The 26336-nt window shown below is 59.9% G+C and carries 22 protein-coding genes; 12 read left to right on the forward strand and 10 right to left on the reverse strand.

Annotation, left to right across the window (positions count from 1 at the left end; translation table 11 throughout):
• Nucleotides 1-210: 210 nt before the first annotated feature.
• Together ACW5XC_RS06740 and ACW5XC_RS06745 are read right to left on the reverse strand one after the other, a co-directional pair.
• Nucleotides 211-897, reverse strand: a complete 687-nt coding sequence (locus tag ACW5XC_RS06740; protein WP_042053677.1) for a DUF2987 domain-containing protein — start codon at nt 895-897, stop codon at nt 211-213.
• Nucleotides 898-913: 16 nt separating this feature from the next.
• Nucleotides 914-1651 (reverse strand): DUF2189 domain-containing protein, encoded by a 738-nt coding sequence (locus ACW5XC_RS06745; RefSeq protein WP_005351939.1) that lies wholly within the window; start codon nt 1649-1651, stop codon nt 914-916.
• A 201-nt stretch (nt 1652-1852) separates the two neighbouring features.
• Between ACW5XC_RS06745 and potA the strand changes: the two genes are divergently transcribed.
• The 12 genes from potA to ACW5XC_RS06805 all read left to right on the forward strand — a co-directional run bounded on the left by potA (nt 1853) and on the right by ACW5XC_RS06805 (nt 14639).
• On the forward strand, nt 1853-2956 hold the full coding sequence (gene potA, locus ACW5XC_RS06750; RefSeq protein ID WP_042053679.1) for a spermidine/putrescine ABC transporter ATP-binding protein PotA: 1104 nt from the start codon (nt 1853-1855) through the stop codon (nt 2954-2956).
• Nucleotides 2943-3830, forward strand: coding sequence for a spermidine/putrescine ABC transporter permease PotB (gene potB / locus ACW5XC_RS06755; RefSeq protein WP_042053680.1), 888 nt, complete (start codon nt 2943-2945; stop codon nt 3828-3830). Before potA ends, potB begins: the two co-directional genes overlap by 14 nt.
• Nucleotides 3827-4597 (forward strand): spermidine/putrescine ABC transporter permease PotC, encoded by a 771-nt coding sequence (potC, locus tag ACW5XC_RS06760; protein ID WP_005336644.1) that lies wholly within the window; start codon nt 3827-3829, stop codon nt 4595-4597. Before potB ends, potC begins: the two co-directional genes overlap by 4 nt.
• 81 nt (nt 4598-4678) lie before the next feature.
• A complete protein-coding gene (locus ACW5XC_RS06765; protein WP_080771382.1) occupies nt 4679-5746 on the forward strand; it encodes an extracellular solute-binding protein in 1068 nt (355 codons plus the stop codon).
• Nucleotides 5747-6233: 487 nt separating this feature from the next.
• Nucleotides 6234-7571: a Vps62-related protein gene (locus tag ACW5XC_RS06770; RefSeq protein WP_052451199.1), complete on the forward strand. Its 1338-nt coding sequence runs from the start codon at nt 6234-6236 to the stop codon at nt 7569-7571.
• A gap of 316 nt (nt 7572-7887) precedes the next feature.
• Nucleotides 7888-8505, forward strand: coding sequence for a glutathione S-transferase family protein (locus tag ACW5XC_RS06775; protein ID WP_042053682.1), 618 nt, complete (start codon nt 7888-7890; stop codon nt 8503-8505).
• Between the two features lie 233 nt (nt 8506-8738).
• Nucleotides 8739-9158: a D-ribose pyranase gene (gene rbsD, locus ACW5XC_RS06780; RefSeq protein WP_021230086.1), complete on the forward strand. Its 420-nt coding sequence runs from the start codon at nt 8739-8741 to the stop codon at nt 9156-9158.
• A 36-nt stretch (nt 9159-9194) separates the two neighbouring features.
• Complete coding sequence (gene rbsA, locus ACW5XC_RS06785; RefSeq protein ID WP_042053683.1) at nt 9195-10724, forward strand: ribose ABC transporter ATP-binding protein RbsA; 1530 nt, start codon at nt 9195-9197, stop codon at nt 10722-10724.
• Complete coding sequence (rbsC, locus tag ACW5XC_RS06790; RefSeq protein ID WP_042053686.1) at nt 10721-11689, forward strand: ribose ABC transporter permease; 969 nt, start codon at nt 10721-10723, stop codon at nt 11687-11689. The genes rbsA and rbsC overlap by 4 nt, the downstream gene beginning before the upstream one ends.
• Before the next feature lie 30 nt (nt 11690-11719).
• Nucleotides 11720-12595, forward strand: coding sequence for a ribose ABC transporter substrate-binding protein RbsB (gene rbsB, locus ACW5XC_RS06795; protein ID WP_005360585.1), 876 nt, complete (start codon nt 11720-11722; stop codon nt 12593-12595).
• 107 nt (nt 12596-12702) lie between these two features.
• A complete protein-coding gene (gene rbsK / locus ACW5XC_RS06800) occupies nt 12703-13635 on the forward strand; it encodes a ribokinase (RefSeq protein WP_042053687.1) in 933 nt (310 codons plus the stop codon).
• A complete protein-coding gene (locus ACW5XC_RS06805; protein ID WP_042053688.1) occupies nt 13635-14639 on the forward strand; it encodes a substrate-binding domain-containing protein in 1005 nt (334 codons plus the stop codon). Before rbsK ends, ACW5XC_RS06805 begins: the two co-directional genes overlap by 1 nt.
• Nucleotides 14640-14725: 86 nt before the next feature.
• Here ACW5XC_RS06805 and ACW5XC_RS06810 read toward each other — a convergent pair whose 3' ends face one another.
• The 8 genes from ACW5XC_RS06810 to pheT form a co-directional block, all read right to left on the reverse strand.
• Complete coding sequence (locus ACW5XC_RS06810) at nt 14726-16363, reverse strand: GGDEF domain-containing protein (protein ID WP_042053690.1); 1638 nt, start codon at nt 16361-16363, stop codon at nt 14726-14728.
• On the reverse strand, nt 16363-16839 hold the full coding sequence (locus tag ACW5XC_RS06815) for a hypothetical protein (protein ID WP_042053855.1): 477 nt from the start codon (nt 16837-16839) through the stop codon (nt 16363-16365). The genes ACW5XC_RS06810 and ACW5XC_RS06815 overlap by 1 nt, the downstream gene beginning before the upstream one ends.
• A gap of 91 nt (nt 16840-16930) precedes the next feature.
• Nucleotides 16931-17704 (reverse strand): Sir2 family NAD+-dependent deacetylase, encoded by a 774-nt coding sequence (gene cobB, locus ACW5XC_RS06820; protein WP_005336680.1) that lies wholly within the window; start codon nt 17702-17704, stop codon nt 16931-16933.
• 60 nt (nt 17705-17764) lie between these two features.
• Nucleotides 17765-18406, reverse strand: coding sequence for a GNAT family N-acetyltransferase (locus tag ACW5XC_RS06825; protein ID WP_042053691.1), 642 nt, complete (start codon nt 18404-18406; stop codon nt 17765-17767).
• A gap of 3 nt (nt 18407-18409) precedes the next feature.
• On the reverse strand, nt 18410-19654 hold the full coding sequence (locus ACW5XC_RS06830; protein ID WP_005360600.1) for a response regulator: 1245 nt from the start codon (nt 19652-19654) through the stop codon (nt 18410-18412).
• Nucleotides 19641-23630, reverse strand: a complete 3990-nt coding sequence (locus ACW5XC_RS06835) for a response regulator (RefSeq protein ID WP_042053692.1) — start codon at nt 23628-23630, stop codon at nt 19641-19643. Before ACW5XC_RS06835 ends, ACW5XC_RS06830 begins: the two co-directional genes overlap by 14 nt.
• Nucleotides 23631-23645: 15 nt before the next feature.
• Nucleotides 23646-23942: an integration host factor subunit alpha gene (gene ihfA, locus ACW5XC_RS06840; RefSeq protein ID WP_005300715.1), complete on the reverse strand. Its 297-nt coding sequence runs from the start codon at nt 23940-23942 to the stop codon at nt 23646-23648.
• A 3-nt stretch (nt 23943-23945) separates the two neighbouring features.
• Complete coding sequence (gene pheT / locus ACW5XC_RS06845; RefSeq protein ID WP_042053693.1) at nt 23946-26333, reverse strand: phenylalanine--tRNA ligase subunit beta; 2388 nt, start codon at nt 26331-26333, stop codon at nt 23946-23948.
• Nucleotides 26334-26336 lie beyond the last annotated feature (3 nt).

Consider the following 26336-nt stretch of genomic DNA (forward strand, 5'->3'; position numbering starts at 1 on the left):
CGCCTTTTTCAATCTGCTCGACCAGTGCCAGTTTAAAAGTCAGTGAGTAATCGCGCTGTGTCCGTTTCACACCTTGTCCCATCGGGTTCTCCATTTATTGGGGGGGAAAGGTGTAAACCATATTCAGGACGGCACACAAACAATAAAAAAGGAGCGATCATCGCTCCTTTTTGCTTTCTTGATCTGCCTCTTACCAACGTGACAGCGGCATCAGCCCTTGTGCAGCCAGGGGGTCAGGCGCAACACGTCACCCTGCAGGCGTAGTTGCCCGGCGGCGAACGCGGCCAGTTGCTCATTGCTCAGCAGCAGGTGGCCTTCCTGCCAGGGCAGTGCTTCCTGGCGGGCACCATCAATCAGATAAGCAGTTCCGCTCTGCTGCACCAGGGTAATGCGTACCCCTTCCATCTTCGGCAGGAAGTGCTTGCCGACCATGCCCGCCATCTTGTCGAGCAGCGACTGCATCTGCTGCTGACGGGCCGCCAGCTCGGCCAGCGGCAGCTCGGGTCCGTTTGGCGCATCGGCCATCACCTGTACCGTCATATCGCATGTGGCGTGCTCTTCTTTCAGGCCGACGGTCACGATCCCCTTGTCGAGGTTGAGATCCTCATCAAAAGGCAGGCGCAATTCGCTATCGATTGTTACCTCGCCCGCGACCTCCTTGCTGTCGGTTGCAACCCGGGCAAAGGTGAGGCCGCAGCGCTGACCATTTTGCGGATCGGTCAGATAAAACCCCAGTCTGGCGTGACCAAACTCCCCTTTGGCAAAGGTCTTCATCTGGCTGTAGAAGGTGCTGTATTGCAGATCCAGCATCGGCTCAGCCAGCGCCAGCCCTGGCAGCAAGAGACTGACAAACAGGCTCTGGCGCACAGCCTTGGTCACTCCATATCGACGGGTCATTCAACGTCCTTTTGCATCATGCATTGAAATGGTTAGGGCCTTCTGTCACCTCGTTAACCTCTACCCCCACCCCGCAGAGATCCCGATAGAGGATCCCCTTGCAGTTGAAATAGAGCGGTGCCACCCAGATAAGCCCCAACCCCATGGGGATCAGAGCCAGGAAGAAGAGCGCGGTCATCACGCCGTGGAACAGCACAATGCTGGGCCAGCCGCGCGCAAAGAGCTTGAGAGAGACCAGAATGGCCTGGGGCGGCGTCAGGCCGCGCTCCAGCACCAGCGGGACGGTAAAGAGCAGCCCCATACCGATCAGGGCCGAGGGAATGAAAGAGAGTACGGCGGGCAATCCCAGCAGATCGAATAGCGGGCCAAACAGGCTGGTGAGCAGACTGCCAAGCAGGCTCAACATGCCGAGGCGTACAAAGTGGCGGAAGAAGTCGAACACCTGGTTGGCGCGGGCACGCACCCCGACCGACTGCTGCAACCCCAGCATATCGAGGGAGCTGGTCATGGGGGCCATCACCACCGTCATCAGCAGACTCAGTACCATGGCCACATTCATCTGGCTGTCATCCCCCAGATAGGGCAACAGCAGCACATTGCTAAGCAGGATCCAGATCGCCGTCACCCCGACAATCGCCAGCAGCAGGCCAAATCCGGTACGGCGGGTCTGTTGCCATCCCTCCTGGATGACCCCTTTCAGATCAAGGCGGTAGCCCTGGTTCAGAGACTGCTCAAGGGAGCCGCCAATACGCATTTTATTACTCAATTGACTATCCAATATCGAAAACGACCAAATCAGGTGGCACATTATAGCGATTTGGTCTGCTATTCGTAGCCGTTTTTCCTGCACACTTGCGGCTAATTCGGGCCAAAAAGCCTTTAATTTCATGTGTCGGCTGCATAGAATGCGGCCCTCTTTCAACACGATGGCCACTGGCTGGGGTGAGACTGGCGGATGATGAACAATCCACAGGTAATTGTCGCGCTGAACAAGATCAGCAAAAAATACGATGGCAAGGTGATCCTGAGTGACCTTGACCTTGAAATCTACGATGGTGAATTTCTTACCCTGCTGGGCCCCTCCGGCTGTGGCAAGACCACCCTGCTGCGCCTGCTGGCCGGGCTCGAAGCGGTCGACGGTGGCACCATCCATCTGGCCGGTGACGAGATCACCCATATCCCCGCCGAACACAGGCACATCAACACCGTGTTCCAGAGCTATGCGCTCTTCCCCCATATGACGGTGTTTGAAAACGTCGCCTTTGGCCTCGAGATGCAGAAAGTGCCTGCCAGCGAGATCCGCCAGCGGGTCGAGGAGACCCTCGCCATGGTGCAGCTCACCGAGCTGGCCAACCGCCGCCCGGATCAGCTCTCCGGCGGCCAGCAGCAACGGGTCGCCATCGCCCGCGCCGTGGTCAACAAGCCCCGCCTGCTGCTGCTCGACGAATCCCTCTCGGCACTCGACTACAAGCTGCGCAAGCAGATGCAGAGCGAGCTCAAGGCGCTGCAACGTCGCCTTGGCATCACCTTTGTCTTCGTTACCCATGATCAGGAAGAGGCGCTCACCATGTCTGATCGCATCCTGGTGATGGAGGGGTGCCAAATCATCCAGCGCGGCACCCCGCGCGATATCTACGAATCGCCAGCCAACCTGTTCGTGGCCCGCTTTATCGGCGAGATCAACGTGATGGATGGCAAGCTGATCAGCCAGCGCGAGCCCGGTATCTGGCAGGCAGAGGTGGAGGGGCGAGAATGCCTGCTCCATACCACCTTGCCGTTCCAGCCAGATGACAAGGTGCTGGTGCTGCTGCGCCCGGAAGATCTGCGCATTCTCGATCAGGATGACGATCAAAGTGGCGCGCTGCGGGGCAATATCCGCGAGCGCAACTACAAGGGAGCGACGCTGGATTCGGTGATCGAGCTCGAAAGTGGCAAACAGCTGCTTATCTCCGAGTTCTTCGACGAGGATGACCCCGACTTTGACTACCGTCTGGGTCAGGAGGTGGCGATCCACTGGGTCGACAGCTGGGAGGTGGTGCTGCCCTATGAGCCTCACTAATCTGCGGGTACCGCACAGCTTTGCCCACAACGGCTTTCGCAACGGGGCCATCGCGCTGATCCTCGGCTGGCTGACGCTGTTTGTCTTCCTGCCCAACCTGATGATCATCGGCGTCAGCTTCCTGACCCGTGACGAGTCCGAGCTTATCACGCCGCTCTTTACCCTGAGCAACTATGGCCGCCTGTTGGACCCCCTCTATTTCGAGGTGCTGCTCCACTCTCTCTGGCTGGCGCTGCTCGCCACAAGCATCTGCTTGCTGGTGGGCTATCCCTTTGCCTGGCTGCTGGCCCATCTGCCAGCGCGTATCCGCCCGCTGCTGCTGTTTCTGGTGGTGGTGCCGTTCTGGACCAACTCCCTGATCCGCACCTATGCGCTGAAAGTGCTGCTCGGCACCCGGGGACTGATCAACGGCTGGCTGCTGGATCTGGGGCTTATCGAGCGGCCGCTGCAGATGATGTACACCGAGGTGGCCGTCATCATCGGGCTGGTCTATGTACTGCTCCCCTTTATGGTGCTACCGCTCTACTCCAGCATCGAGAAGCTGGATGGCCGTTTGCTGGAGGCGGCGCGGGATCTCGGCGCCAACGGCTGGCAGCGGCTGGTGCGGATCATTTTGCCCCTCACCCTGCCCGGCATCATCGCCGGTTGTCTGCTGGTGTTCCTGCCCGCCATGGGGATGTTCTACGTCTCCGACTTGCTGGGTGGCGCCAAGCACCTGCTGATCGGCAACCTGATCAAGACCCAGTTCCTCAACAGCCGTGACTGGCCCTTCGGCGCCGCCATCAGCGTGATGCTGACGGTACTGATGGCGCTGTTGGTCTACTGCTACTGGCGGGCGGGCAAACTGCTCAGCAAGAAGGGGGAGCTGGCATGATGCGCGCACTGAAGGCTCTGTTCCTGCTGCTGGTGTTTGGCTATCTCTATGTGCCCATCGGGGTGCTGATCGCCAACTCCTTCAACCTGTCGAAATATGGTATCGACTGGCGCGGCTTTACCCTGGGCTGGTATGAGAAGCTGTTTGCCAGCGCCAGCCTGATGCAGGCGGCCCAGCACTCCCTGACCATCGCCGCCCTCACCGCCACCGCCGCCACCCTGATAGGAACCCTCACCGCCGTGGCGCTGTTTCGCTATCGCTTTCGCGGCAAGCAGTACGTGAGCGGCATGCTGTTCGTGGTGATGATGTCCCCCGATATCGTGATGGCCATTTCGCTCCTGACCCTGTTTGTGGTGACCGGCATTGCGCTGGGCTTCTGGTCGCTGCTGATCGCCCACATCACCTTCTGCCTGCCGTTCGTGGTGATCACCGTCTACTCACGGCTGTGCGGTTTTGATGTGCGGATGCTGGAAGCCGCGCGGGATCTGGGGGCTGGCGAGTGGATCATCCTGCGCCGCATCATACTGCCGCTGGCCCTGCCGGCGGTGATGGCCGGCTGGCTGCTCTCCTTTACCCTGTCGCTGGACGACGTGGTGGTGAGCTCCTTTGTCACCGGCCCGGCCTACGAGATCCTGCCGCTCAAGATCTACTCCATGGTCAAGGTGGGGGTATCTCCCGAGGTCAACGCCCTGGCCACCCTGATGCTGGTCGCCTCCCTCGGGATGGTGCTGCTGGCGCAACTGTTACTGCGTAAACGGCAGGGGTGACCCTGCCCGTTTCGTCCCCGCCACCTTTGGCGAACTCTGTCACGGTGGGCCGCAAGGCCCCATAACCCCAAGGAGTTGTTGATGACAATCCAACACAAGGCCGGCGCCCTGCTGGCAGCCGCCCTCACCCTCACCACCCCGCTGCTGAGCCAGAGCGCTCACGCGGCTGACGACAAGGTGGTCTACTTCTACAATTGGTCGGAATATGTGCCGGACGGCCTGCTGGAGCAGTTCCAGCAAGAGACCGGCATCAAGGTGATCTACTCCACCTACGAATCCAACGAGACCCTCTACGCCAAGCTGAAAACCCATGGCGACGGCTATGACGTGGTGGTGCCCAGCACCTATTTCATCTCGAAAATGGCCAAAGAGGGGATGCTGCAGCCGCTGGATCGCGCCCAGCTGCCCAACTTCAAGCACCTCGACCCTACCCTGCTCAACCACGAGTACGACCCGGACAACCGCTACTCCATCCCCTATATCTGGGGCGCAACCGGGATCGGCACCAACACCGATATCATCGAGCAACCGGTTACCAGCTGGAAGCAGCTCTGGGCACCGGAGTGGAAAGAGAGCCTGCTGCTGATGGACGATGCCCGCGAGGTGTTCCATATCGCGCTGGTGCAGCTGGGCTATAGCCCCAACACCCAGGACAAGGAGCAAATTGCCGAAGCGTTCGAATACCTGAAAAAGCTGATGCCCAACGTCAAGGCGTTCAACTCCGACAACCCGGCCGACCCCTTTATCGCCGGTGAGGTCAATATCGGTATGCTGTGGAATGGCTCGGCCTACGGCGCCCAGCGCGAATACCCCTCCATCCAGATGACCTACCCCGAAGAGGGAGCGGTACTGTGGATGGATAACCTCGCCATCCCGGCCAAGGCCAAGCATGTGAAAGAGGCCCACGCCCTGATCAACTTTCTGATGCGCCCCGATGTGGCCGCCAAGGTGGCCGAAGCAATTGGCTACCCCACCCCGGTCAAGGATGCCATTCCCCTGCTCACCCCGGCGTTTCGCAACAACCCCATGGTCTTCCCGAGCGACGAGATCAAGCGCAAGGGCGAGTTCCAGTCCGATGTGGGTGATGCCTCCCGCCTCTACGAGCAGTACTTCCTGCAGCTTAAAGCCATGGTGGCCAAGGCGGGTTAAGTCGGTGGTTAATTGGTCCTGACGGGGTTAATGGATTAAGGGGGCAATCGCCCCCTTTTACATCTTGGTGCGCATACTCTCACCATCCAAGAAGCAGGCTTTAACTACACGGATCTGTGATCCACCTTCACCTGACCCCATCCCCGAGCACAACTAAGGTCCAACGAACTTAAAGAGTTTCCTATCCCGACCTGTCAGAACTGTCAGAACTGTCAGAACTGTCAGGTATGACCATATATATCAGGACTTACACTCTGACAGCTGTGTTTAAAGACCTAGTGAACGATATGCGCCCATACAAATTGCACATATCGGCCATTGATGACGCAGCATCAGGTAGACGTGGTGATACGCAGTTTCTCACTACCAGAGATAGAAGCAGTTTGGCTTGCTCCTGTTGCTCGCTGACATTGATACCTGTACTCAATCTCATATGAGTCGACCAATTCAGATCTCGAGCACACTATCCAACAAAAGGACTTTGAATATGGAAACAAACGTCATTGCTGAAACAACGTTCAATACTGAAGCCATTTCCAAAACTGATACGATGGTTGCTCGTGTAATGCAGTTCGGCGATCTAGAGCTGGCCTTTACCACCGAGTATGAATATCGCTGGAATGATCGCGGCAGCGGTGCTGACCATGACATCGGATTTTATCACCCGATCCCGCCAGCAGGTTTTTATGCACTGGGTAGCATCGGAGTGAACAATTACGATAATCCCAACGGAAAGTTTGCGTCATTGTGCGTGAAAAACGTGTCCAAACCGAATCAACAGCCCGCCTTGGCACAGCCGATTAGGTTTGACTTAATTTGGACAGATCGTGGCAGTGGTGCCAAAGCTGATGGCTCTTGCTGGCGGCCAGTTCCGCCTGCAGGCTATGTCGCACTGGGCGATATCTTTGTCACTGGATACAACGCCCCTACAGGGCTTCAAGTAATGTGTGTGGCCGAAGAGCTCGTTTGCGATGGAAAAATTGGCAATTTGATCTGGGATGACACCGGCTCGGGGGCAGACCGTGATTTTGGCGTCTGGCAAATCGACGCTAGTAAGTCTTTTCTGGATACGCCAGATGGAATTTTTGCCGTCAACAGTTTCGTTGGTCGCGACAGTCACCAAAAGCCTGACAGCGCTTCCGTCGCTTATAATCTCCGACTGCCATTGCCAACCGAAGTAGTAACCCACTCCATCGATAAACCCATACTCACGGGTCGAACCAAGCCGCCAACACACACCAATCCCAAAGTTGATCGAATCGTCACCGTGCCATTTACAGCTGTACGTGATGACACAAAAAACGTGGAATGGCGAGTGAGGAACTCTCCGTTCTACACAGTTGAACGCAGCGTCGACTACTCATTGGTACTGTTTATCGACAACACGACGCAAACCGAGCAATCCGCATCAACATCCATCACAACAGGTGTGTCAAAAGAAAGCAGCCAGACGTTCTCCATCAATACGGGTATTACCGTCGGTTATGAAAGCGGTATAGATGCAGGTGGTTTCAGTACGAAAGCAAGTGTTTCACTCAGCATCGAGCTGGGATACTCAACAACACAATCTGTGACCCAGTTTCGCTCGGAGACCGACGAGGCAACCCTTATCGCAGCGCCAAACCACGCAGCAGCGCTGTGGATTGAGTCGAACAGTTTGCAAGTACGGCGTGCGGATCGCTCTCCGGTTGGAGCACCATTGTCTTTCGAAACGATCGATACTGGTTATGTGATCTCCGAATATCCGGCTGATCTCAGAGGTACTGAGAATCGCTCCACAGTGATGCTGCGACGCAATCGCAGTCGCCTTCCGACCCTAGAATAATTGCGAACACATCATATGATGACCCCTAGATTGTGACAGAGTAAAACAGCGGCGGCGGTCTACCTACCGCCGCTATCTATTCCAGATACATCAGCGTTCCCATCAACTTCGGCAGGTTCTGGTTCGACGTGTATTGGTCGAGGAATTTCAGGTGGCCAAAGCCGATTAATTCTGCACTTTTTCATCGTCCTTTAGGGGTGTAGATTGGTCGGGGAGGCAAGCGTTGCCCCCTCTCTTTTTTCATGACTGCCCGTGGTGCTCCGCGAAGCAATCTTTCGCCAATATCGCGGGTGGCCTGAGCCAATCAGGAGTATTCATGTCCGCTCTGACTCTCTATTTCGCTCCCGGCACTTGTGCCATGGCCGTGCAGATTGCCCTGCTGGAAGCGAATGCTCCGTTCCAACCCCGTCTCGTCAACCTCGCCGCAGGGGAGCAGCGTGACCCCGCATATCTTGCCATCAACCCCAAAGGGCGGGTGCCTGCCCTTGTCACCGAGCAGGGCACCCTAACCGAGACCCCAGCCCTGCTGCTCTATGTGGCGCAGCGCTTCCCCGATGCCAAACTGGCGCCGCTGGACAACCCGTTCCTGCTGGCCCGCATGCAGGAGGTCAACAGCTTCCTCGCCTCCACCGTACATGTCTCCCATGCCCACGGTCGCCGTGGCAGCCGCTGGGCCGATGACGAGCAAGCCATTGCCGCCATGCAGCAGAAAGTCGCCAGCAATATGCGCGATGGCTTTGCCCAGATTGAGCAGCACTATCTGGCAGGACCCTGGGTGCTGGGCGAGCAGTTCAGCGTGGCGGACATCTATCTGTTCGTGGTCGCAGGCTGGCTGAAAAGCGATGGGGTCGAGATCAGTGAATTCCCCAAGGTTGCCGATCATTATCAGCGCATGCTGAGCCGTCCGGCGGTCGCCAAGGCACTTGCCAACTAACCATAAAATCAATAGCTCGATGAATAACAAGGGTGTCAGGGCTCTGCTGACACCCTTCCTGCCTCCTCCCCTGCACTTCTTCTCCCGCCTTTGAGATCGTTTTCACATTTCCGTGGTTTTGCCGTGGCCCTTCCCCGGTAAAAAGCCTATCTTTGCGCCATGACGCAACCGGTTGCGTAACCGGTTGCCTAGCGGTTCACAGATTGACGGGCCAAGGCCTGATGAGGTGCTGTATGAAACGAGGCGTACTGCTCAATGCTCCCCTGAGTGCTCTGGTGGCACAGATGGGCCACACCGACGAGATCACCGTCTGCGATGCAGGCTTGCCCATTCCGGCAGGTCCGGAGCGGATCGATCTGGCGCTGATGGCGGGGACGCCCAGCCTTGCAACCGTACTGACCGCCCTGCTCACCGATCTGGTGGTTGAGAAGGTGATCATGGCAAGCGAGATCAAGCAGATCAGCCCCGCCGCCCATCAGGCGCTGGTCGATCAGCTTGAGGCCCACGCAGCCGCCCAGGGCAAGCCCATCGCCATCGAATACTGCCTGCACGAGGAGTTCAAGACCCGCTCCCGCCAGAGCAAGGCGATCGTGCGCAGCGGCGAGGTGACTCCCTACGCCAACCTGATCCTCTGCGCCGGTGTGGCGTTCTGACATTCTTCAAAGAAGGCCTCTTCAAGGAAGCTGCAAATGAGCACAACCTCCCCCCTCTCACCCATTCTGGAGCTGACCGGGATCGTCAAGACCTTCCCCGGTGTGCGCGCCCTCGACGAAGCGGGTCTGCGGGTCTATCCGGGCCAGGTGATGGCCCTGCTCGGTGAAAATGGCGCCGGTAAATCCACCCTGATGAAGGTGCTGACCGGCATCTATCAGGCCGATGCGGGCAGCGTCAGCTACCGCGGCCAGCCGGTCCACTTCAAGGGGCCGCGCGATTCTCAGGATCAGGGGATCAGCATCATCCACCAGGAGCTGAACCTGCTGCCGGAGTTGTCGATTGCCGCCAACATCTTCTTGGGTCGCGAACCGCGTACCCGTTTTGGCAGCATCGACCACAAACAGCTGCGCGAGCGGGCAAGCACCCTGCTGGCGCGACTTGGCGTCAAACACGGGCCGGATACCCGACTCGGGGATCTCTCCATCGGCGAACAGCAGATGGTGGAGATCGCCAAGGCGCTGTCGTTCGATGCCAGCGTCATCATCATGGACGAGCCGACCGATGCGTTGACCGATACCGAAACCGAACAGCTGTTCAAGGTTATCCGCGAGCTGCGTGAGCAAGGTTGCGGCATCGTCTATATCTCCCACCGCCTCAAGGAGATCTTCGAGATCTGCGATCGGGTCACTGTGCTGCGCGATGGCAAGTGGATTGGCGAAAAGGCGGTGAGCGATCTGGATGAAGACAAGATCATCGAGATGATGGTGGGCCGCCGGCTGGAAGAGCAGTATCCGCGTCTTGAGCGCGAGCTTGGCCCCGTCAGCCTGCAGGTGAAAGATCTGGCCGGTCCCGGTGTGCGCGGGGTGAGCTTCTCCCTGCGTCAGGGTGAAATTCTGGGCTTTAGCGGCCTGATGGGCTCCGGCCGTACCGAGCTGATGAAGCTGATCTACGGCGCCAGCCCCATCAGCGCCGGTGAAGTGGCAGTGGACGGCCATGCGCTGGTGCCCAAAAGCCCGGCCGATGGGTTGGCCGCAGGCATCGCCTATATCTCCGAAGATCGCAAAGGCGATGGACTGGTGCTGGAGCTGTCGGTGCGGGAGAACATGAGTCTCTGCGCCCTCGACGAGTTCATCAGCAACGGCAAGATTGACGGCAAGGCCGAACGGCAGGCAGTGAGCGACTATGTGCGTCTGTTCAACATCAAGACCCCGAGTCAGGATCAGCTGATCAAGCTGCTCTCCGGCGGCAACCAGCAGAAGGTGGCCATCGCCAAGGGACTGCTGACCCGGCCCAAGGTACTGATCCTCGACGAGCCGACCCGCGGCGTCGATGTGGGGGCGAAAAAGGAAATTTATCAGCTGATCAACCAGTTCAAGAAGGAGGGGATGAGCATCATTCTGGTCTCCTCCGAGATGCCGGAAGTGCTCGGCATGAGCGATCGCATCATGGTGATGCACGAAGGGCGCATCAGCGCAGAGTTCAACACCCGCGATGCCAATCAGGAGAAGCTGATGGCGGCGGCAGTCGGTAAACAGTGGCAAGCAGAGCAAGAGGCATCCCAATGACAACCCAAACCCTTTCCCGCCGTGGCGTCATGAGCAAGGCGTGGTGGATCGAGAATAAATCCCTGGTCGCGCTGCTGGTCCTGATTGGTGTGGTCTCCTTTCTGAGCCCCAACTTCTTCACCGCCGACAACCTGCTCAACATCCTGCGCCAGACCTCGGTCAACGCCATCATGGCGGTCGGCATGACGCTGGTTATTCTCACCGCCGGTATCGATCTGTCGGTCGGCTCGGTACTGGCCCTGTGCGGCGCGCTGGCTGCCACCATGGTCGCCATGGAGCTGCCGATCTGGCTGGTGGTCCCCCTCACTCTGGGTGCCGGTGCCCTGCTGGGCGGCGTCAGCGGCCTCATCATTGCCAAGGGCAAGGTACAGGCATTTATCGCTACCCTGGTCACCATGACCGCTCTGCGCGGTATCACCATGGTCTATACCGAGGGGCGCCCCATCTCCACCGGTTTCAGTGACGGCGCCGATCACTTCGCCTGGCTCGGTACCGGTTACCTGTTCGGTCTGCCGGTGCCCATCTGGCTGATGGCCACCGTCTTCCTGCTCGCCTGGTTCATGCTCAACCATACCCGTCTCGGTCGCTACATCTACGCGCTGGGCGGTAACGAGTCTGCCACCCGCCTCTCCGGTATCAATGTGGATCGGGTGAAGCTGGCGGTGTATGGTCTGTGCGGCGCGCTCTCGGCGCTGGCAGGGCTTATCGTAACCTCTCGCCTCTCCTCTGCCCAGCCGACGGCGGGCATGGGTTACGAGCTGGATGCCATCGCCGCAGTGGTGCTGGGTGGTACCAGCCTGATGGGGGGCAAGGGGCGCATCATGGGGACCCTGATCGGTGCCTTGATCATCGGCTTCCTGAATAACGCCCTCAACCTGCTCGACGTATCCTCCTATTACCAGATGATCGCCAAGGCCAGCGTGATCTTGCTTGCCGTGATGATCGATAACAAAAGCAATCGTTGATAAGACAAGCCACACACAAGGAATGAAATGATGAAAAAGCTCAATACCCTGCTCGCTGCCGCCATCATGTCCGTGCTGGGCACTGCCCAGGCCGCCGATCAAACCCTGGCCATGGTGGTCTCCACCCTCAACAACCCCTTCTTCGTCACCATGAAAGAGGGGGCCGAAGCAAAAGCCAAAGAGCTTGGCTACGAGCTGGTGGTACTGGATTCCCAGAATGACCCGGCCAAAGAGCTCTCCAACATGGAAGATCTCACCGTACGCAAGGTCGGCGCCATCCTGATCAACCCCACCGACTCCGAAGCGGTGGGCAACGCCATTCGTCTGGCCAACCGCGCCAGCATTCCGGTACTGACCCTGGACCGCGGCGCTGCGCAGGGTGAGGTCAAGGCCCATATCGCCTCCGACAACGTGGCGGGCGGCAAGCTTGCCGGTGACTTTATCACCGAGAAACTGGGTACCGGTGCCAAGGTGATCCAGCTCGAAGGGATTGCCGGTACCTCCGCCGCCCGTGACCGTGGCGAAGGTTTTGCCCTGGCCGTGGCGGCCAACAAGCTGCAGGTCCTGGCTTCCCAGCCTGCCGACTTTGACCGCACCAAGGGTCTGAACGTCATGGAAAACCTGCTGGCTGCCCACCCGACCGTTCAAGCAGTCTTTGCCCAGAACGACGAAATGGCGCTGGGTGCCATCCGCGCCGTGCAGGCTGCCGGTAAAGAGGTGATGATCGTCGGCTTCGACGGCACTGACGATGGCAAAGCCGCCGTTGCCAAGGGTAAACTGGCCGCCACTGTGGCTCAGCAGCCCGCGCTGATCGGTGCCATTGGCGTCGAGACTGCCGACAAGGTGCTCAAGGGCCAGCCGGTGGAGAAATCCATTCCGGTACCGCTGCAAGTAGTTAGCAAGTAAATGCTCGAGGGGAGGTTCGCCTCCCCTTTCCCTCTCGTTCAGGTGCCTCCCGGCTTGGGCTCACTCAATCACTGTGTTCAAGCCAAGATGCATCAGGAGTAGTCAACATGAATCGTCTCGTCGTTCTGGGCAGTGTCAATGCAGACCATGTGCTGCGCGTTCCCCACTTTCCTCGCCCGGGTGAAACCCTGACCGGCCACAGCTATCAGGTGGTGCCCGGTGGCAAGGGGGCTAATCAGGCAGTCGCTGCCGCCCGCCTTGGCGCCCCCGTCTCCTTTATCGCCCGCATCGGTGATGACGCCATCGGCCACCAGATGAAGAGCGGTTTTGCCAAAGACGGTATTGACGTGAGCGCCGTCGAACTCGATCCCAAGCTCCCGACCGGCATCGCCATCATTTATGTGAGCGATGAGGGGGAGAACAGCATCGGCATCTCCGCCGAGGCCAACGGTGCCATCACCCCTGCCGTGGTGAAAAACCACGAAGCCATGATCGCCGACGCCCACACCCTGCTGTTGCAGCTGGAAGTACCGCTCGAGAGCGTCCATGAAGCTGCACGGCTGGCTCGCGCCAACGGCACCCGGGTGGTGCTCAACCCCGCCCCTGCCCGTCCGCTCTCGAGCGAACTGCTGGCACTGGTGGACCTTATCACCCCCAACCAGACCGAAGCCGAGCTGTTGACCGGCGTGAAAGTCACCGATGAAGCGAGTGCCCGCGAGGCGGCAGCCCGCTTCCACCAGATGGGCATTGCGGATGTGATGATCACCCTAGGCTCCCAGGGGGTTTACTGCAGCAACGCCCAGCAGCAACAGCTGATCCCGGGCTTTCGGGTCAAGGCGGTGGATACCACTGCCGCGGGCGATACCTTCAACGGCGCCCTGCTGGCGGCGGAACTGGCGGGTGCCGATTTCCACAGCGCGGTGCGCTTTGCCCACGGGGCGGCGGCGCTCTCCGTCACCCGATTCGGTGCCCAGAGCTCGATCCCGAGCAAGCAGGAAGTTGACGCCTTCCTGCTTGAGCAGACTGCGCAGGGGCACTGATGGCCAATATCAAGGAGGTGGCGGCGCTGGCGGGGGTCTCGACCACCACCGTCTCCCACGTCATCAACGAGACCCGCTTTGTGGCCGAGGAGACCCGCGAGCGGGTCTTCGCCGCCATGCGCGAGCTCAACTATGCCCCGAGTCTGGTGGCCCGCAGCCTCAAGGTGAAGGAGACCAACAGTATCGGCATGCTGGTCACCACCTCCAGCAACCCCTTCTTTGCCGAGGTGGTGCGCGGGGTGGAGCGTTACTGCTTCGAGCAGGGCTACAACCTGATGCTGGGCAACACCGAGGGTCAGGCGGAAACCGCTCTCTCCTACCTCAAGATGATGCTGCGCAAGCGGGTCGATGGCCTGCTGATCATGTGTAGCGAAGGCCAACAAGAGGTCTTCAACCAGCTCGACTGGCTCAAGAGCCTGCCGGTGGTGGTGATGGATTGGGGGCTGGTCAGCGAGGATGTGGATCTTATCGCCGACAACTCCTTCCACGGTGGTTATCTCGCGACCCGCCATCTGATTGAGCTGGGCCATACCGCCATCGGTTGTATCACAGGCCCCCACAGCCGCGCCCCCGCCAACCAGCGCCAAGCTGGCTTTGAACAGGCGTTGCAGGAGGCAGGGCTCACGATCAATCAAGAGTGGATCCAGGAGGGGGACTTTGATTGCGCCAGCGGCCATCAGGCGATGACTCGTCTGCTGGCATTGCCCGAGCGCCCCACCGCCCTCTTTGTCTGCAACGACATGATGGCGATGGGGGCCATCAGTGCCGCCCATCAGGCGGGGCTGGTGATCCCGCGGGATATCTCCATCGTTGGCTATGACAATGTGGCGCTGGCCGAATTTATGTCGCCGCCGCTCACCACCGTCAACCAGCCCAAAGAGGAGCTGGGTCGCCTCGCCGTCACCCGCCTGTTGGCGCGGATCAACGGCGAAGCGGTGGAGAACCACCTGATCACCGTCGACCCTGACCTGGTGATCAGACAATCCTGCGCGCCCCGCCCCTGATTTTCAGGGGCAACAAAAGAACAAGGCGACCCCGAGGTCGCCTTGTTTCATTCTGTCTCTTGCCGGTGCAATACCGCTTTTTGCCCTCAGGCCAGCGACCGGGTCTCCCTGGCTGCCAGCACTTGCAGTGGCACCAGTCCCAATCGTCTGGCCAGAGGCTGCAACAACTCGCCATCATCATCACCCTGCGGCAACCAGTAGCGAACAGGCCAGCCGGCTGCCAGCTGCGCCGAGGTGGTGCTGCCAATCTCTCTGAGCGCCAGAGTGCAACCCTGCTGCCGCAATCCCGCCAGCAAGACACCATCCGGCTGCAGCGTTGGTATCAGCAACACCAGCGGCGTGTGGGAAGACCCCGGCAGATAGGCCAGTAGATGGATCAGCTGGGCCTGATTGTCGAGCGGGACCAGCAGTGCCCGACCATCGGCATACTGCGCCTCGTGCGTTTGCAGCACACGGGCCAGCACGGGCCCCAGTACGCCGCACTCCTGCAGCCAGCGCATATGGCATGGGACTCCCTGCTCACGCCACTCAAGCGCCAATTGCCACATCTCGTTGCCCTGCCCGTCCGTCAGCGCCTGCAATGCCACTCGCAGCGGTGCTGGCTCGCGCCCCGCCAACCACTCTCGCAGCTGATGACTCAACTGCAGCTGCTGCAGCATGGCAGGCTCAAACCAGCTGATCGCCCCCTCCTGGCTACGCTTGGCCTGGTTGAGGGCCAGGATGGCCTGATCCAGCAGCCGGGCGGCATCCTGTTGTTGCGCCTTGGCGACCCCGAGCCGACAGGCCAGATCGAAGCTGCACTCTCGGGTCACGAACTCGAAATGGAGCAGATCCACCAGCTCATGAATGGCGGTTTCCAGCGCATCATTCGCCTTGGTCAACACCACGGCAAATTCATCTCCTCCGAGCCGGTAAGCGTGGCTGCCATGGGCCTGCTGCAGCTTGTTGGCCACCATCTGCAACAGCCGATCACCGACCTGATAACCCAGCAGATCATTGACCTGCTTGAAGCGCTTGAGATCGAGCACCACCAAAGCGCTCACATCATCAGCATGCAGAGCACGAGAGAGCTGTTCCTGCAGGGCACGGCGGTTGCCAAGCTGGGTCAGGGGATCGAGCAGGGCAAGCCGGCGGTTCGCCAGATTGGCGCGAATGAGGGCTGCGACCAGAGCGCCACCGGTCAGCAGCAGGATCAGTTGCCAGACCTGCAGCCAGAACAGGCTGTTGCGGATCTGGCTGACCGAATGCTCCCGCTCCTGGCCGGAGAGGATCTGATCCCCTATCTGTTCGATAAGACGGGTCTGGCTGGCGATCGCCTCCTGCAAACGGGCAAGCTCAGCCCCCTCGCGCAGCGCACCAGCCTCCATCTGGGGTTCGAGCTGCTTGATCTGCTCGAACAGGGTGGCCAGCACTTTGCCGAGCCCGTGCCGCTGGCGCATCTCGGCGGTTTCACTGCTGATGAGGAAGATATCGAGCCGGTTCCACAGCAGATCGTAATCGAGGCTCAGGGTCTCCATCGACAGTCTGCCAGCCCGGTAGAGCTGCAGGTCGTAGAGGAAACGCTGGGATTCGAGCATTACCTGGCTGATGTTCCAGTGGACATTGCGGTAGAAGGTATCGACCAGCTGCTCCTGCCGATACTGCAGATAGAGGCTGCTGCCCGACGAGAGCAGAAACAGCAGCGATACCGCAACCAACAGCAGATTTTGGCGGGATAGCCCCATCAATCGACGATCTCGATGCGGGTCACCTGCCACACCATGCAGTTGTGAATGGCTGGCACGTCCAGCTTGGGATAGGTGGTGAACGGGATGAGCAGCCAGAGCGGCCCCTTGTTGCGCCGGGTCAGCGGTTTGCCGTCCTCCTGACGCACCAGGGTCAGCGGCACGCCGTCGAACAGGGCCAGATCCACCACCTGCTGATAGCCGTTGAGGGCCGAAATGGCGATCTTGCGAGCATCCGGGATCCCTTGCGCCGCCAGCACGGCTGACAAGGTCGGCCCACGATAGTGGTGGGTGCCCTGAGTCCAGGGGGTAGTCGTAGTGAATTCGGTCTGTGGCAAGGCAGAGAGAGCCGCCTCATCGAGGGTCACCTGCTGGCCATCTGGCAGTACCAGGGTCATCAGGGGGATGGAGGCCGATGCGCTGGCACTGGCCAGCATCAGGAGAAAGAAAGCGATCCATTGCTTTACTGCGGTCATGGTAATTTGCGCCAACTGCGTCCCATTTTTTAAATGGTTGCCAGTGTGGCGATTTCACCGAACCATTGCAACTGTCCCGTCGCACAGTAGCTCAGGGACCGCGCATCTCCATCCAGTTGTGCCCCTCGACTTGCCTCGGTTGATGAATGCCGCACGCCTCCAGCAACTCATCGACATAGGCGGGCACCAGCAGGGAGGCTGGGCCATAGCGTTTTTCGTCAAACTGGCTACCTACCTCGCTCGGTTCGAGATTGAGCTCGATGGTGTGTGCCCCGTTCAATCCCGCTTCGTGTACAAAACCGGCGGCCGGATAGACGGCGCCAGAGGTGCCGATGGAGATAAAGAGATCGCACTGGGCAAGCGCGCTGTAGATGCGATCCAGCCCGAGCGGCATTTCGCCAAACCAGACCACATGGGGACGCATCGGCTGGGGGAACTGGCAACAGGAGCAGAGCTCGTCCTGATGGAGATCGCCACGCCACTCGATCACCTGACCGGACTCGGGGCAGCGGGCCTTGAGCAGCTCGCCGTGCATATGGATAAGGTTCTTGCTGCCAGCGCTCTCGTGCAAATTGTCGATGTTCTGGGTGACCAGGGTCACCGAACCGGGCAGCAGTCGCTCGAGGCGGGCCAGCGCATAGTGGGCCGGATTGGGGTGAACCTGGGGCTGTTGCAGCTGTTTGCGGCGAGAGTTGTAAAAGCGCAGCACCAGTTCGGGATCCCGGGCATACCCCTCGGGGGTCGCCACATCCTCGACCTTGTGCTCTTCCCACAAACCGTCGCAGGCACGAAAAGTCTTGATGCCGGATTCGGCAGAGATCCCCGCTCCGGTCAGGATCACGATATGTTTATATGACTGCGCCATAAGCTGCTCCGTCTATCCCCGCACAATAAATGTGACCTTAGCACAGGGAAAAAAGTGTCACTATTCGCCCTTGGTCTTAAGCGGCGCCGATGGCGGTGCGGGTAACCAGGCATCCAGTACCGACAGATCCAGCCTGACAAAGACCATCTCCCGCCCGGTTACCAGGGTCAGCGGCAAGCCAAGGCGCTTGAGCAGGGTCAGCATGGGCCGGTTCTGGGCCAGCACTTCCGCCGTCCACTCCCTGATCCCGTCCGCCCTGGCCAGCAGTGCCAGCGCCAGCAGAATCCGTCGCCCCGCCCCCTTGTGCTGAAAGTGATCCGCCACGATGCAAGAAAACTCCGCCCGATCGGGATGAAGGCGGCGGCGGATTGATTGCGCCTGAGCCAGCGGCTCACCGGCCAGATCAGTCAGCAACAGCGAGACCTGTTGTTCGGGATGGTAATTGAGAAATTGGGCCACCTGTTCCGGTGGCGGTGTCCGTTTCGGACGCATAAAGCGCAGATAGATGCTCTCTTCACTCAATGCATCGTAAGCAGCCAGCATACGGGCAGGCGCCACCCCATGCAGCTCGCGCAGCAAGCAAGGCACCCCGGAGACCTCCATAGCCAGTGGCAGCGCGGCCCGGGAAACCGGATGGGGCCAGCCCTCCAGTCCTTTGCCAAGGCGCTCCCGGTGCATGGGCCAGCAGAGGTAGCGCGGCATGGCTTACCAGCGCCCCGTCATACCGCGCTCTCGCCACACCTCGACGTCGAGCAGGTTGTAAGGATCATCCAGATAGACGGCGATCCCCAGCTCCCGAACCCGGGCCATAAAGCGTCCCAGCAGGGAGTCACCGGTCAAGGACTCCATCTCCGGCAAGATCCCCTGCCCCAGCAGCAAGGCTTGCAGCGGCAAACGCTCCAGCAGATCGAATGGCAGATGCTGGCTGTTATCGAGCAGCAGCGCAAGCTTGCTCCCCGCCAGACTGGCTTGCAGCACCAGCGCGAAGCGATCGGCATTGCCGAGCAGGTGGTCACGACGGTGGATCAGCAGGGTCAGTTCGGCTGGGGTACGCGACTGCTCCGTCAGCCAATCCTTGAGCGCCTCCCAGCGGCTGGGTAAACCCGTTACCGCCAGCCAGACCGGATGAGGGGTCGCGGGACTGGAGAGCAGCCCTAGCTGACCCTGCACCTCCCCCTGCCACCGGCGGATGGTGCGGCGCTGGCCGCTCAAGCGCTGTTGACGCAGCGGGCCCAGATAGAGTCGACGCAGCAACCTTAGCAGCTCGTCGCAATCAAGCGGCTTTGCCAGTGCCGCCAGAATGTTGAAACCGGCATCGTGCAGCAGGCGGCGGGCACCGTCGATCAGCGTCTGCTCATGGGCCGAAAGCAGCACAATGGGCAGCCCGGCCTCCTGCAACTGGGGCTGGTTCATCAGCAGACTGATGGCATCTTGCTCCACCAGACTGAGATCGCACACCAGCAGGCTGATGTCGCCCGCCGACAATGCCGCAAGACAGGCCGATTCATCCTGTACCCACTGACAGGAGAGCCCCAACCCGGCGATTGTCTGTTGCAATTGCATCCCCTGAAACGGGTGATCCTCGAGCAGCAGCACCTTGTTAGCGGCCAGCCAGTTGCACCAGTTACGGTAACTGGCGGCAAGCCCCCCCAGCCAATCCTCGCCGATAGCGTAGATCCCCTCATGCTGCTGCAACTGGGGGAAATAGTCCGCCTGCTGATGAGCGGCGGGGTCGTAAAGGGCAATGGCACCTGCCGCAAACAACCCTTCCCACTGCCAGCAGGCATCCGGTCGGGTACGGTGCAGCGTGACATAGGAGGGCAATGTCATGGTGCTGGCCAACTCATGGGCGGTGCTGTCGAGGGCATAGAGCACAATGGGGCAAAATCCTGCCGCCTCATGCTCTTCCGAATCGAGCAACGCCAGTAATTCTTCATCAGTGATGATCATCTTGAGCCCTCTTTGAAAACTGCTGGCTGAACTCATCCAGTGCCCGGTTCAATCTGGCTTGCAGCATCGGATGGGGCGCCTGTTGCCACTCTTCAATGACCGCCACCAACGCAGTCGCCCCTACCATTCTGGCGGCCCCCTTCAACTTGTGTAAAGCAGCATTCACGCCAACTTCATCTTCTTCTGTGCTGCAGCGCTCAAGTTCGGCCAAATCATCACGGGTAGCCTTCAGATAAAGGGCGGCCAGTTCATCGGTCAGCAGCGAGGCAACCGGTGTCGGGGCGACAACATTGCTCCCCTCTTTGGCAATATGGCGCAGCAAGGTCGCCAGCTCCTTGAGGGCGACCGGCTTGTCCAGATGGCCATCGCAACCGCAGGATTGCAGCTCCCTTGCCGCCTGATCACTGAGATCTGCGGTGATCACATAGACCGGCAGACGGGCCCAACGAGCGGATTGGCGCAATTGCCTGCACAGCTCGGCCCCGTTCATCACCGGCATCTGCAGATCGGTCAGCACAAAATCCACCTCCTGCTGCGCCAGCATCTCCAGCGCCAGCTGCCCGTTGGCGGCAGTGATAACGCTGGCACCAAGTTGCCCCAGTTGCAGGCTGATCAGCTCGCGATTGACATCGTGATCTTCAACCAGCAGAACCCGCATGCCAAGCCCGGGCTGGGTGCCTGCGACCGGTTGATCCGGGGTCAGCCGTGGCTGCAGCAGGGTGATGATGGTCCCGGGAACCCAGGACTCCCCTTGCCAGGCCCAATAGTAGAGCCCCTTCTCGTCCACCTCCGCTTGCAGCGTATCAACAGCGTTGCTGACGGTGGCAATCCCCAATCGGCTGAGCCAGGGCGACAGCGCTTGCGCCTCATCGTGGGGTAAAGAGAGTGCCAGTTGCCGCACATTGGGCTGCCAGTCCGGCTCCTGCTGCACCCGCTTCAGGGGCAACTCGCAATAGAAGCGGCTACCGCCACCGACACGCCCCTCGACATCGATAAGCCCCCCCATCTGCTCGATCAGCTGCTTGCAGATCGCCAAACCAAGACCTGTGCCCGGCGCCCGCAGCTGCCCTTCAACGGCAAACTGCTCGAACGGCATAAAGAGCGTGGTGCGCATCTTGGCGGTGATCCCCGGTCCCTGATCATCCACACCAAAGCGCAAGGTCGATGCGACCACCTCGGCCCACAGCACCACTTCCCCACGCAGGCTGAACTTGATGGCATTGGAGAGCAGGTTGTGGAGCACTTGCCGTACCCGGTGAGGGTCGAGGGTCTGCAGGGCAGGCAGAGCCGGATCCAACTTAAGGCGCAATTGCAATCCCTTGGCCCGCGCCTTGGTCCAGTGCACCGCCGCCACGTGCTCGCACAGCTCGGCAAAATCGGTGGGCTGGGGCGAGAGGGAGAGTTTGCTGTTCTCGTTGCGGCTAAAGTCGAGCACATCGTTGAGCAGGCCGAGCAACTCATCCCCCGCCTGACGCACCCGCGCCAGCGCCGAATCCTGCTCTCTCGACAAAGGAGTACTGGCCAGCCACTCCAGCAAGCCGAGCATGGCGTTCATCGGCGTGCGGATCTCGTGGCTGATGGCGGCCAAAAAGCGCCCCTTGGCCAGAACTGCCTGTTGCGCCTGCTCATGGGAGTGCTGCAATGCCTGATCCTGCTCGACCCTGGTAGTGGCATCCTGCATCACCGCATAGATCCGCCAACCCTGTGGTTGACTGCGGCCACGGCCATAGAGCTGCAACCAGCGCAGACCCTTGGTCGGATGGTAATAGCGCATGGTGAACGCGAAGGGTTTGCCAGCCTGCAACATGGCGAACATCTCACGGCTTACCCGGCGGCGATCCTCGCGCTCCAGCATAATGAGCACCCGTTTGGGCTCACGACGGATCTGCTGGCTCGCCAGCCCCAGCAGCTCGTAACAGCCCCGGCTGATAAACTCAATACCCCCTACCCGTCCCCGCTCGAACATAAACTGCAGCACCACGCCGGGAACGGTATTGGTCAGGGCGCGCAGGCGGCGCTCTGCCTGACGCAAAAAACGGGCCTGCTCACGCAGCACACTGATATCCGACAGGGCGATGAGATCGGTGGCAGGTGCCTGCTTGTCCAGCCGCAGCGGATGCTGGGCATAGGCGAAGACCTGATCCCCCAGCACCAGCTCCCCTTCACTCTTCTGAGGCTGCACCGGCGGCAGCATCAACTGCTGCGAATAGCGCAGGGCCAGACGTCGCCCCTGTTTATTGGATTTGATCACCTTGCCCTGGCTATTGCGCAGATAGACGGGCACCGGCAACGCCTGAAACATGGTTTCCCGCAGCTCGCTCTCGATGGCCAGCGCCTTCTCGGCGGCGTGACGCTGGGCGACTTCCCGTGCCAGTTGCTGGCGAGAGCGCCAGATCCCGCCGATGACAATGCCGCTGATCAGCAGTGCCATGGCGATGGAGCCAAACCAGGCGGCGTAGCTCACGCCGGGCTGCTGCACGACGAGCAAGCGGCGCCAGCGCTGGTTAAGTTCGTCGATCTGGGTGCTGGTCAGTGCCATCAGGTTGCGATCCATCACCCCGGCCAGTTCGGTCTGACTCTTGTTGATGGCAAAGCCAAGGCTGAAGCGATCTTCCAGCTCCTCGATATCGAGCCCGTCCAGCAAGTTGGTACGCTGGGGATATTGCAGCTGATAAAGCTCGCTCAGCATGGCGTCAGCCTTGCCCTGTTTGATCGCGGCAAGCCCCTGCTCGAGGCCGTCGGTGCGAACCCACTCCTGATCACCGAGCAGGGCGAGCAAGGAGGGATCGTAGAGGGACTCCGGCACCAGAATACGCTGCCGCTTGAGCTGCGCCATGCGATCGGCAGCCAGCTTGCGCTTGCTGATCAAGGCAAACCGGTTGGTGGAGATCGTCCGACTGAAAATGAACTGATCCGTCAATGCCGGAGATTCCGGCAAGCCGGCCATCATATCCGCCTCACCACGGCGCAGCTTTTCTACGGCCTCCGCCTTGCTAGCGGCAGGCACCAGCTTGTATTTCAGGCCGGTCTCCTGGGTGACCCAGCGCAGCACATCCGCGCTCCACCCTTTCGGCTCCCCCAGATCATTGACGCCGCTATAGGGCATCAACTCGGGATTGACCACCAGGCGAATGGTGCGCCCGCGGCCGGATAACCAGGCCTGCTCGGTATCGCTGAAGTGGGGCTGGTTGACATAGAGCGACCCCTGATCGAGATAGCGAGCCAGATCGGTATAGATAGTACCGGCGGGCATATGACGGATCAGGGTGTCCACCAGATTGGCCAACTCAGGCTGATCGCGCATCATCAGGCGATAGCTGATGATCCGATCCTCACCAAACAGGCGGCGCAGGCGCAACCCATCGGCAGGAAACTCGCGCATCAGATAGCGCAGTTGCAGATAGTCCCCCAGATAGGCATCACCCTTGCCACTCTGCAGCGCGTCGTAGACCTTCTCTCCGCTTTTTAGGGAAATAATGCGTGCCTGGGGATAGAGCTCGTGCAGCAGGCGGGCAGAGTCTGCCACCGAGTAGACCAGAAAGCGGGCCTGTTTGAGATTTTCACCCTTGTAGAGGATGGCGGCATCGGTCTCCATCATCGGACGACTTAACCGCATGCCCTCCACGGCCTTCTTGCGGGTTCCGACATAGGGAATGATGTCGCAGTCACCCTCTGCGAGCCCATTGCGCAATGTCTGCCAATCGGGCAGCTCTTTGAGCACAAGCGGAATCGGGAACAGCTCCTGCAACCGGGCGAGGCGATCCTTGAGCAGTCCCCCCTCGGCCATCAGGTATGGTGGAGGAAGCGTCGCAGGATAGCAGAGCGAAAGCTGACTCAGTGAATTTACATAAGCTTGGGTCGCCGGCGCCAACGGCAGCACTGTTGTCTGCAAAGGCTTGGCGTGCAATGGCAGTGCCAGCACGGCACCCAGAAGAAAAACGGGGAATTTGGTCATCTGAAAACAAAAGCCAGGCATCTGCCTGGCTTTTTATCACTCGTTGGGTTCAACATTTTCTACCCTGGCCTTGAGCTTCTGGCCAGGCCGGAAGGTCACCACGCGGCGGGCGCTGATCGGAATATCCTCGCCCGTCTTGGGGTTGCGTCCGGGACGCTGATTCTTCTCACGAAGGTCAAAGTTACCGAAGCCTGAAATCTTGACTTGTTCACCACGCTCAAGCGCCTGTCGGATTTCCTCAAAGAAGGCTTCCACCATATCTTTGGCTTCACGCTTGCTCATCCCGAGCTGGGTGAACAGGTGCTCTGCAATGTCGGCTTTGGTAAGCGCCATAGATCAATCCCTCAAGGATGCATTCAACTCTTCACCAAGGGCCCGCACGACATTGTCTACGGTCTCGGCAATCTCTTTCTCCTCCAGGGTGCGCTGGGTGTCTTGCAATACAAGACTGATGGCCAGGCTCTTCTTGTCCTCTGCCATACCAGCACCCTGGTATACGTCAAACAAGTTTATTCCAACTACCTGATTTCCGCCAACTTTTTTAATTACCGCAAGCACATCACCTGCCAGAACCTGACGATCGACCACGACGGCGATGTCGCGACGGTTCGCCGGGAACTTGGAAACTTCGGCTGCAACCGGCACCTTGGCCGGGGTCAGCTTGTCCAGCTCCAGCTCAAACATCACCGCGCGGCTCTTGAGGCCCAGCTTCTTCTCGAGGCTCGGGTGGATCACGCCGATGTGGCCGATGATCTCGCCATTACGCAGGATGGCTGCGCTCTGGCCCGGGTGCAGGGCGCTGTGCTCGGTGCGCTCGAAGGTAAAGGTGGCCCCTTCGGCGGTCAAGTCCAGCACCGCTTCCAGATCCCCTTTCAAATCAAAGAAGTCGGCTGCACGGGTTTTGATATCCCAGTGCTCGTCGCTCTGGTTGCCAGTGATGATACCGGCCAGCATCGGCTCCTGACGGATGCCGTTCTCGGCGCTTTCATCCTTGATGAAACGCAGACCCTGCTCGAACAGACGCACGCGCGGCTGCTGACGGTTCTGGTTGTAAACGACGGCCTGCACCAGACCCGGGAACAGAGAGACACGCATGGCGGACATCTCGACCGAGATCGGGTTCGGCAGCACGATGGCATCGCTCTGCGGGAACAGGGTTTGCTGGGTCTTGGGATCAACGAAGCTGTAGGTGATCGCTTCCTGGAAACCGCGGTCAACCAGCAGGTCGCGCACGCGCTTCAGGGTCACCTGCCCTTCTGCCTGCTCCACCATCGCCAGAGAGGCTGCGGGTTTCAGGTTCGGGATGTTGTTGTAGCCGTAGATGCGAGCCACTTCCTCGATGAGGTCTTCCTCGATGGCGATATCGAAACGCCAGGAGGGTGCCAGCGCAGTCCAACCGTCAGCATCCACAGTGACCTGCATGCCAAGGCGAGTCAGGATCTCGACCACCTGAGCATCCGCCACGCTGATACCGATCACCTTGTCGAGCTTGCTGCGACGCAGCTTGATGGGGGCCGCTTTCGGCAGATGGGCATCGGATTTGACCTCTATGACCGGACCCGCTTCGCCGCCGCAGATGTCCAGCAGCAGGCGAGTTGCACGGTCCATCACCTTGGCTTGCAGCTGCGGATCCACCCCGCGCTCGAAGCGGTGGGAGGAGTCGGTGTGCAGACCGTAAGCACGAGCACGGCCAGTGATGGAGAGCGGCGCAAAGAAGGCGCACTCCAGCAGGATGTCGGTAGTGGTCTCGGATACACCGGTGCGGTTGCCACCGAAGATACCGGCCATGCAGGCAGGACCTTTGGCATCGGCAATCACCAAGGTGGTCTCTTTGAGCTTCACTTCGTTGCCGTCGAGCAGGGTCATCGGCTCGTCAGCGTGGGCACGACGTACCACCAGTTCCCCTTCCAGGGTAGCCAGATCGAAGGCGTGCATCGGCTGACCGTATTCCAGCAGCAGATAGTTGGTGATGTCGACGATGGCGTCGATGGAGCGAATGCCGCCACGGCGCAGCTTCTCTTGCATCCAGAGCGGACTCTGGGCCTGCAGGTTAAGCCCCTTGATAACGCGCCCCAGATAACGGGGGCAATCGGCTGGCGCTTCAACCCGGATCGGGAAAGTTGCATCAATGGTGGCCACAACCGGTGCCCAGGTCGGCTCGACCACGTCCACGCTGTTGAGCACACCAATTTCACGGGCCAGACCAGCAATACCGAGGCAGTCGGCACGGTTCGGGGTCAGATCCACGTCGATGGAGACGTCGTTCAGATTGAGGTAGTCGCGAATATCGGTACCGATGGGGGCATCGGCCGGCAGCTCGATGATGCCATCGGCTTCAACGTCGATACCCAGCTCGCTGAAAGAGCAGAGCATGCCGTGAGACGGCTGGCCGCGTAGTTTAGCTTTCTTGATGGTGAAATCACCCGGCAGAGTCGCCCCTACTTTGGCCACGCACACTTTCAGGCCCTGACGGCAGTTTGGCGCGCCGCAGACGATGTCCAGCAGCTCGGCTTCACCCACGTTGACCTTGGTCACCCGCAGTTTGTCGGCGTCAGGATGCTGGGCGCACTCGACCACTTCACCCACGACCACATTGTTGAACTGGCCAGCCACCGCTTCCACGGCGTCCACTTCCAGACCGGCCATGGTGATCTGCTCGGCCAGTGCATTGTCACTCAACTCGGTGCGGACCCACTCCATCACCCAGGATTTACTGAATTTCATGTT

The organism is Aeromonas sp. 25-AL00135 (genome assembly GCF_054052385.1).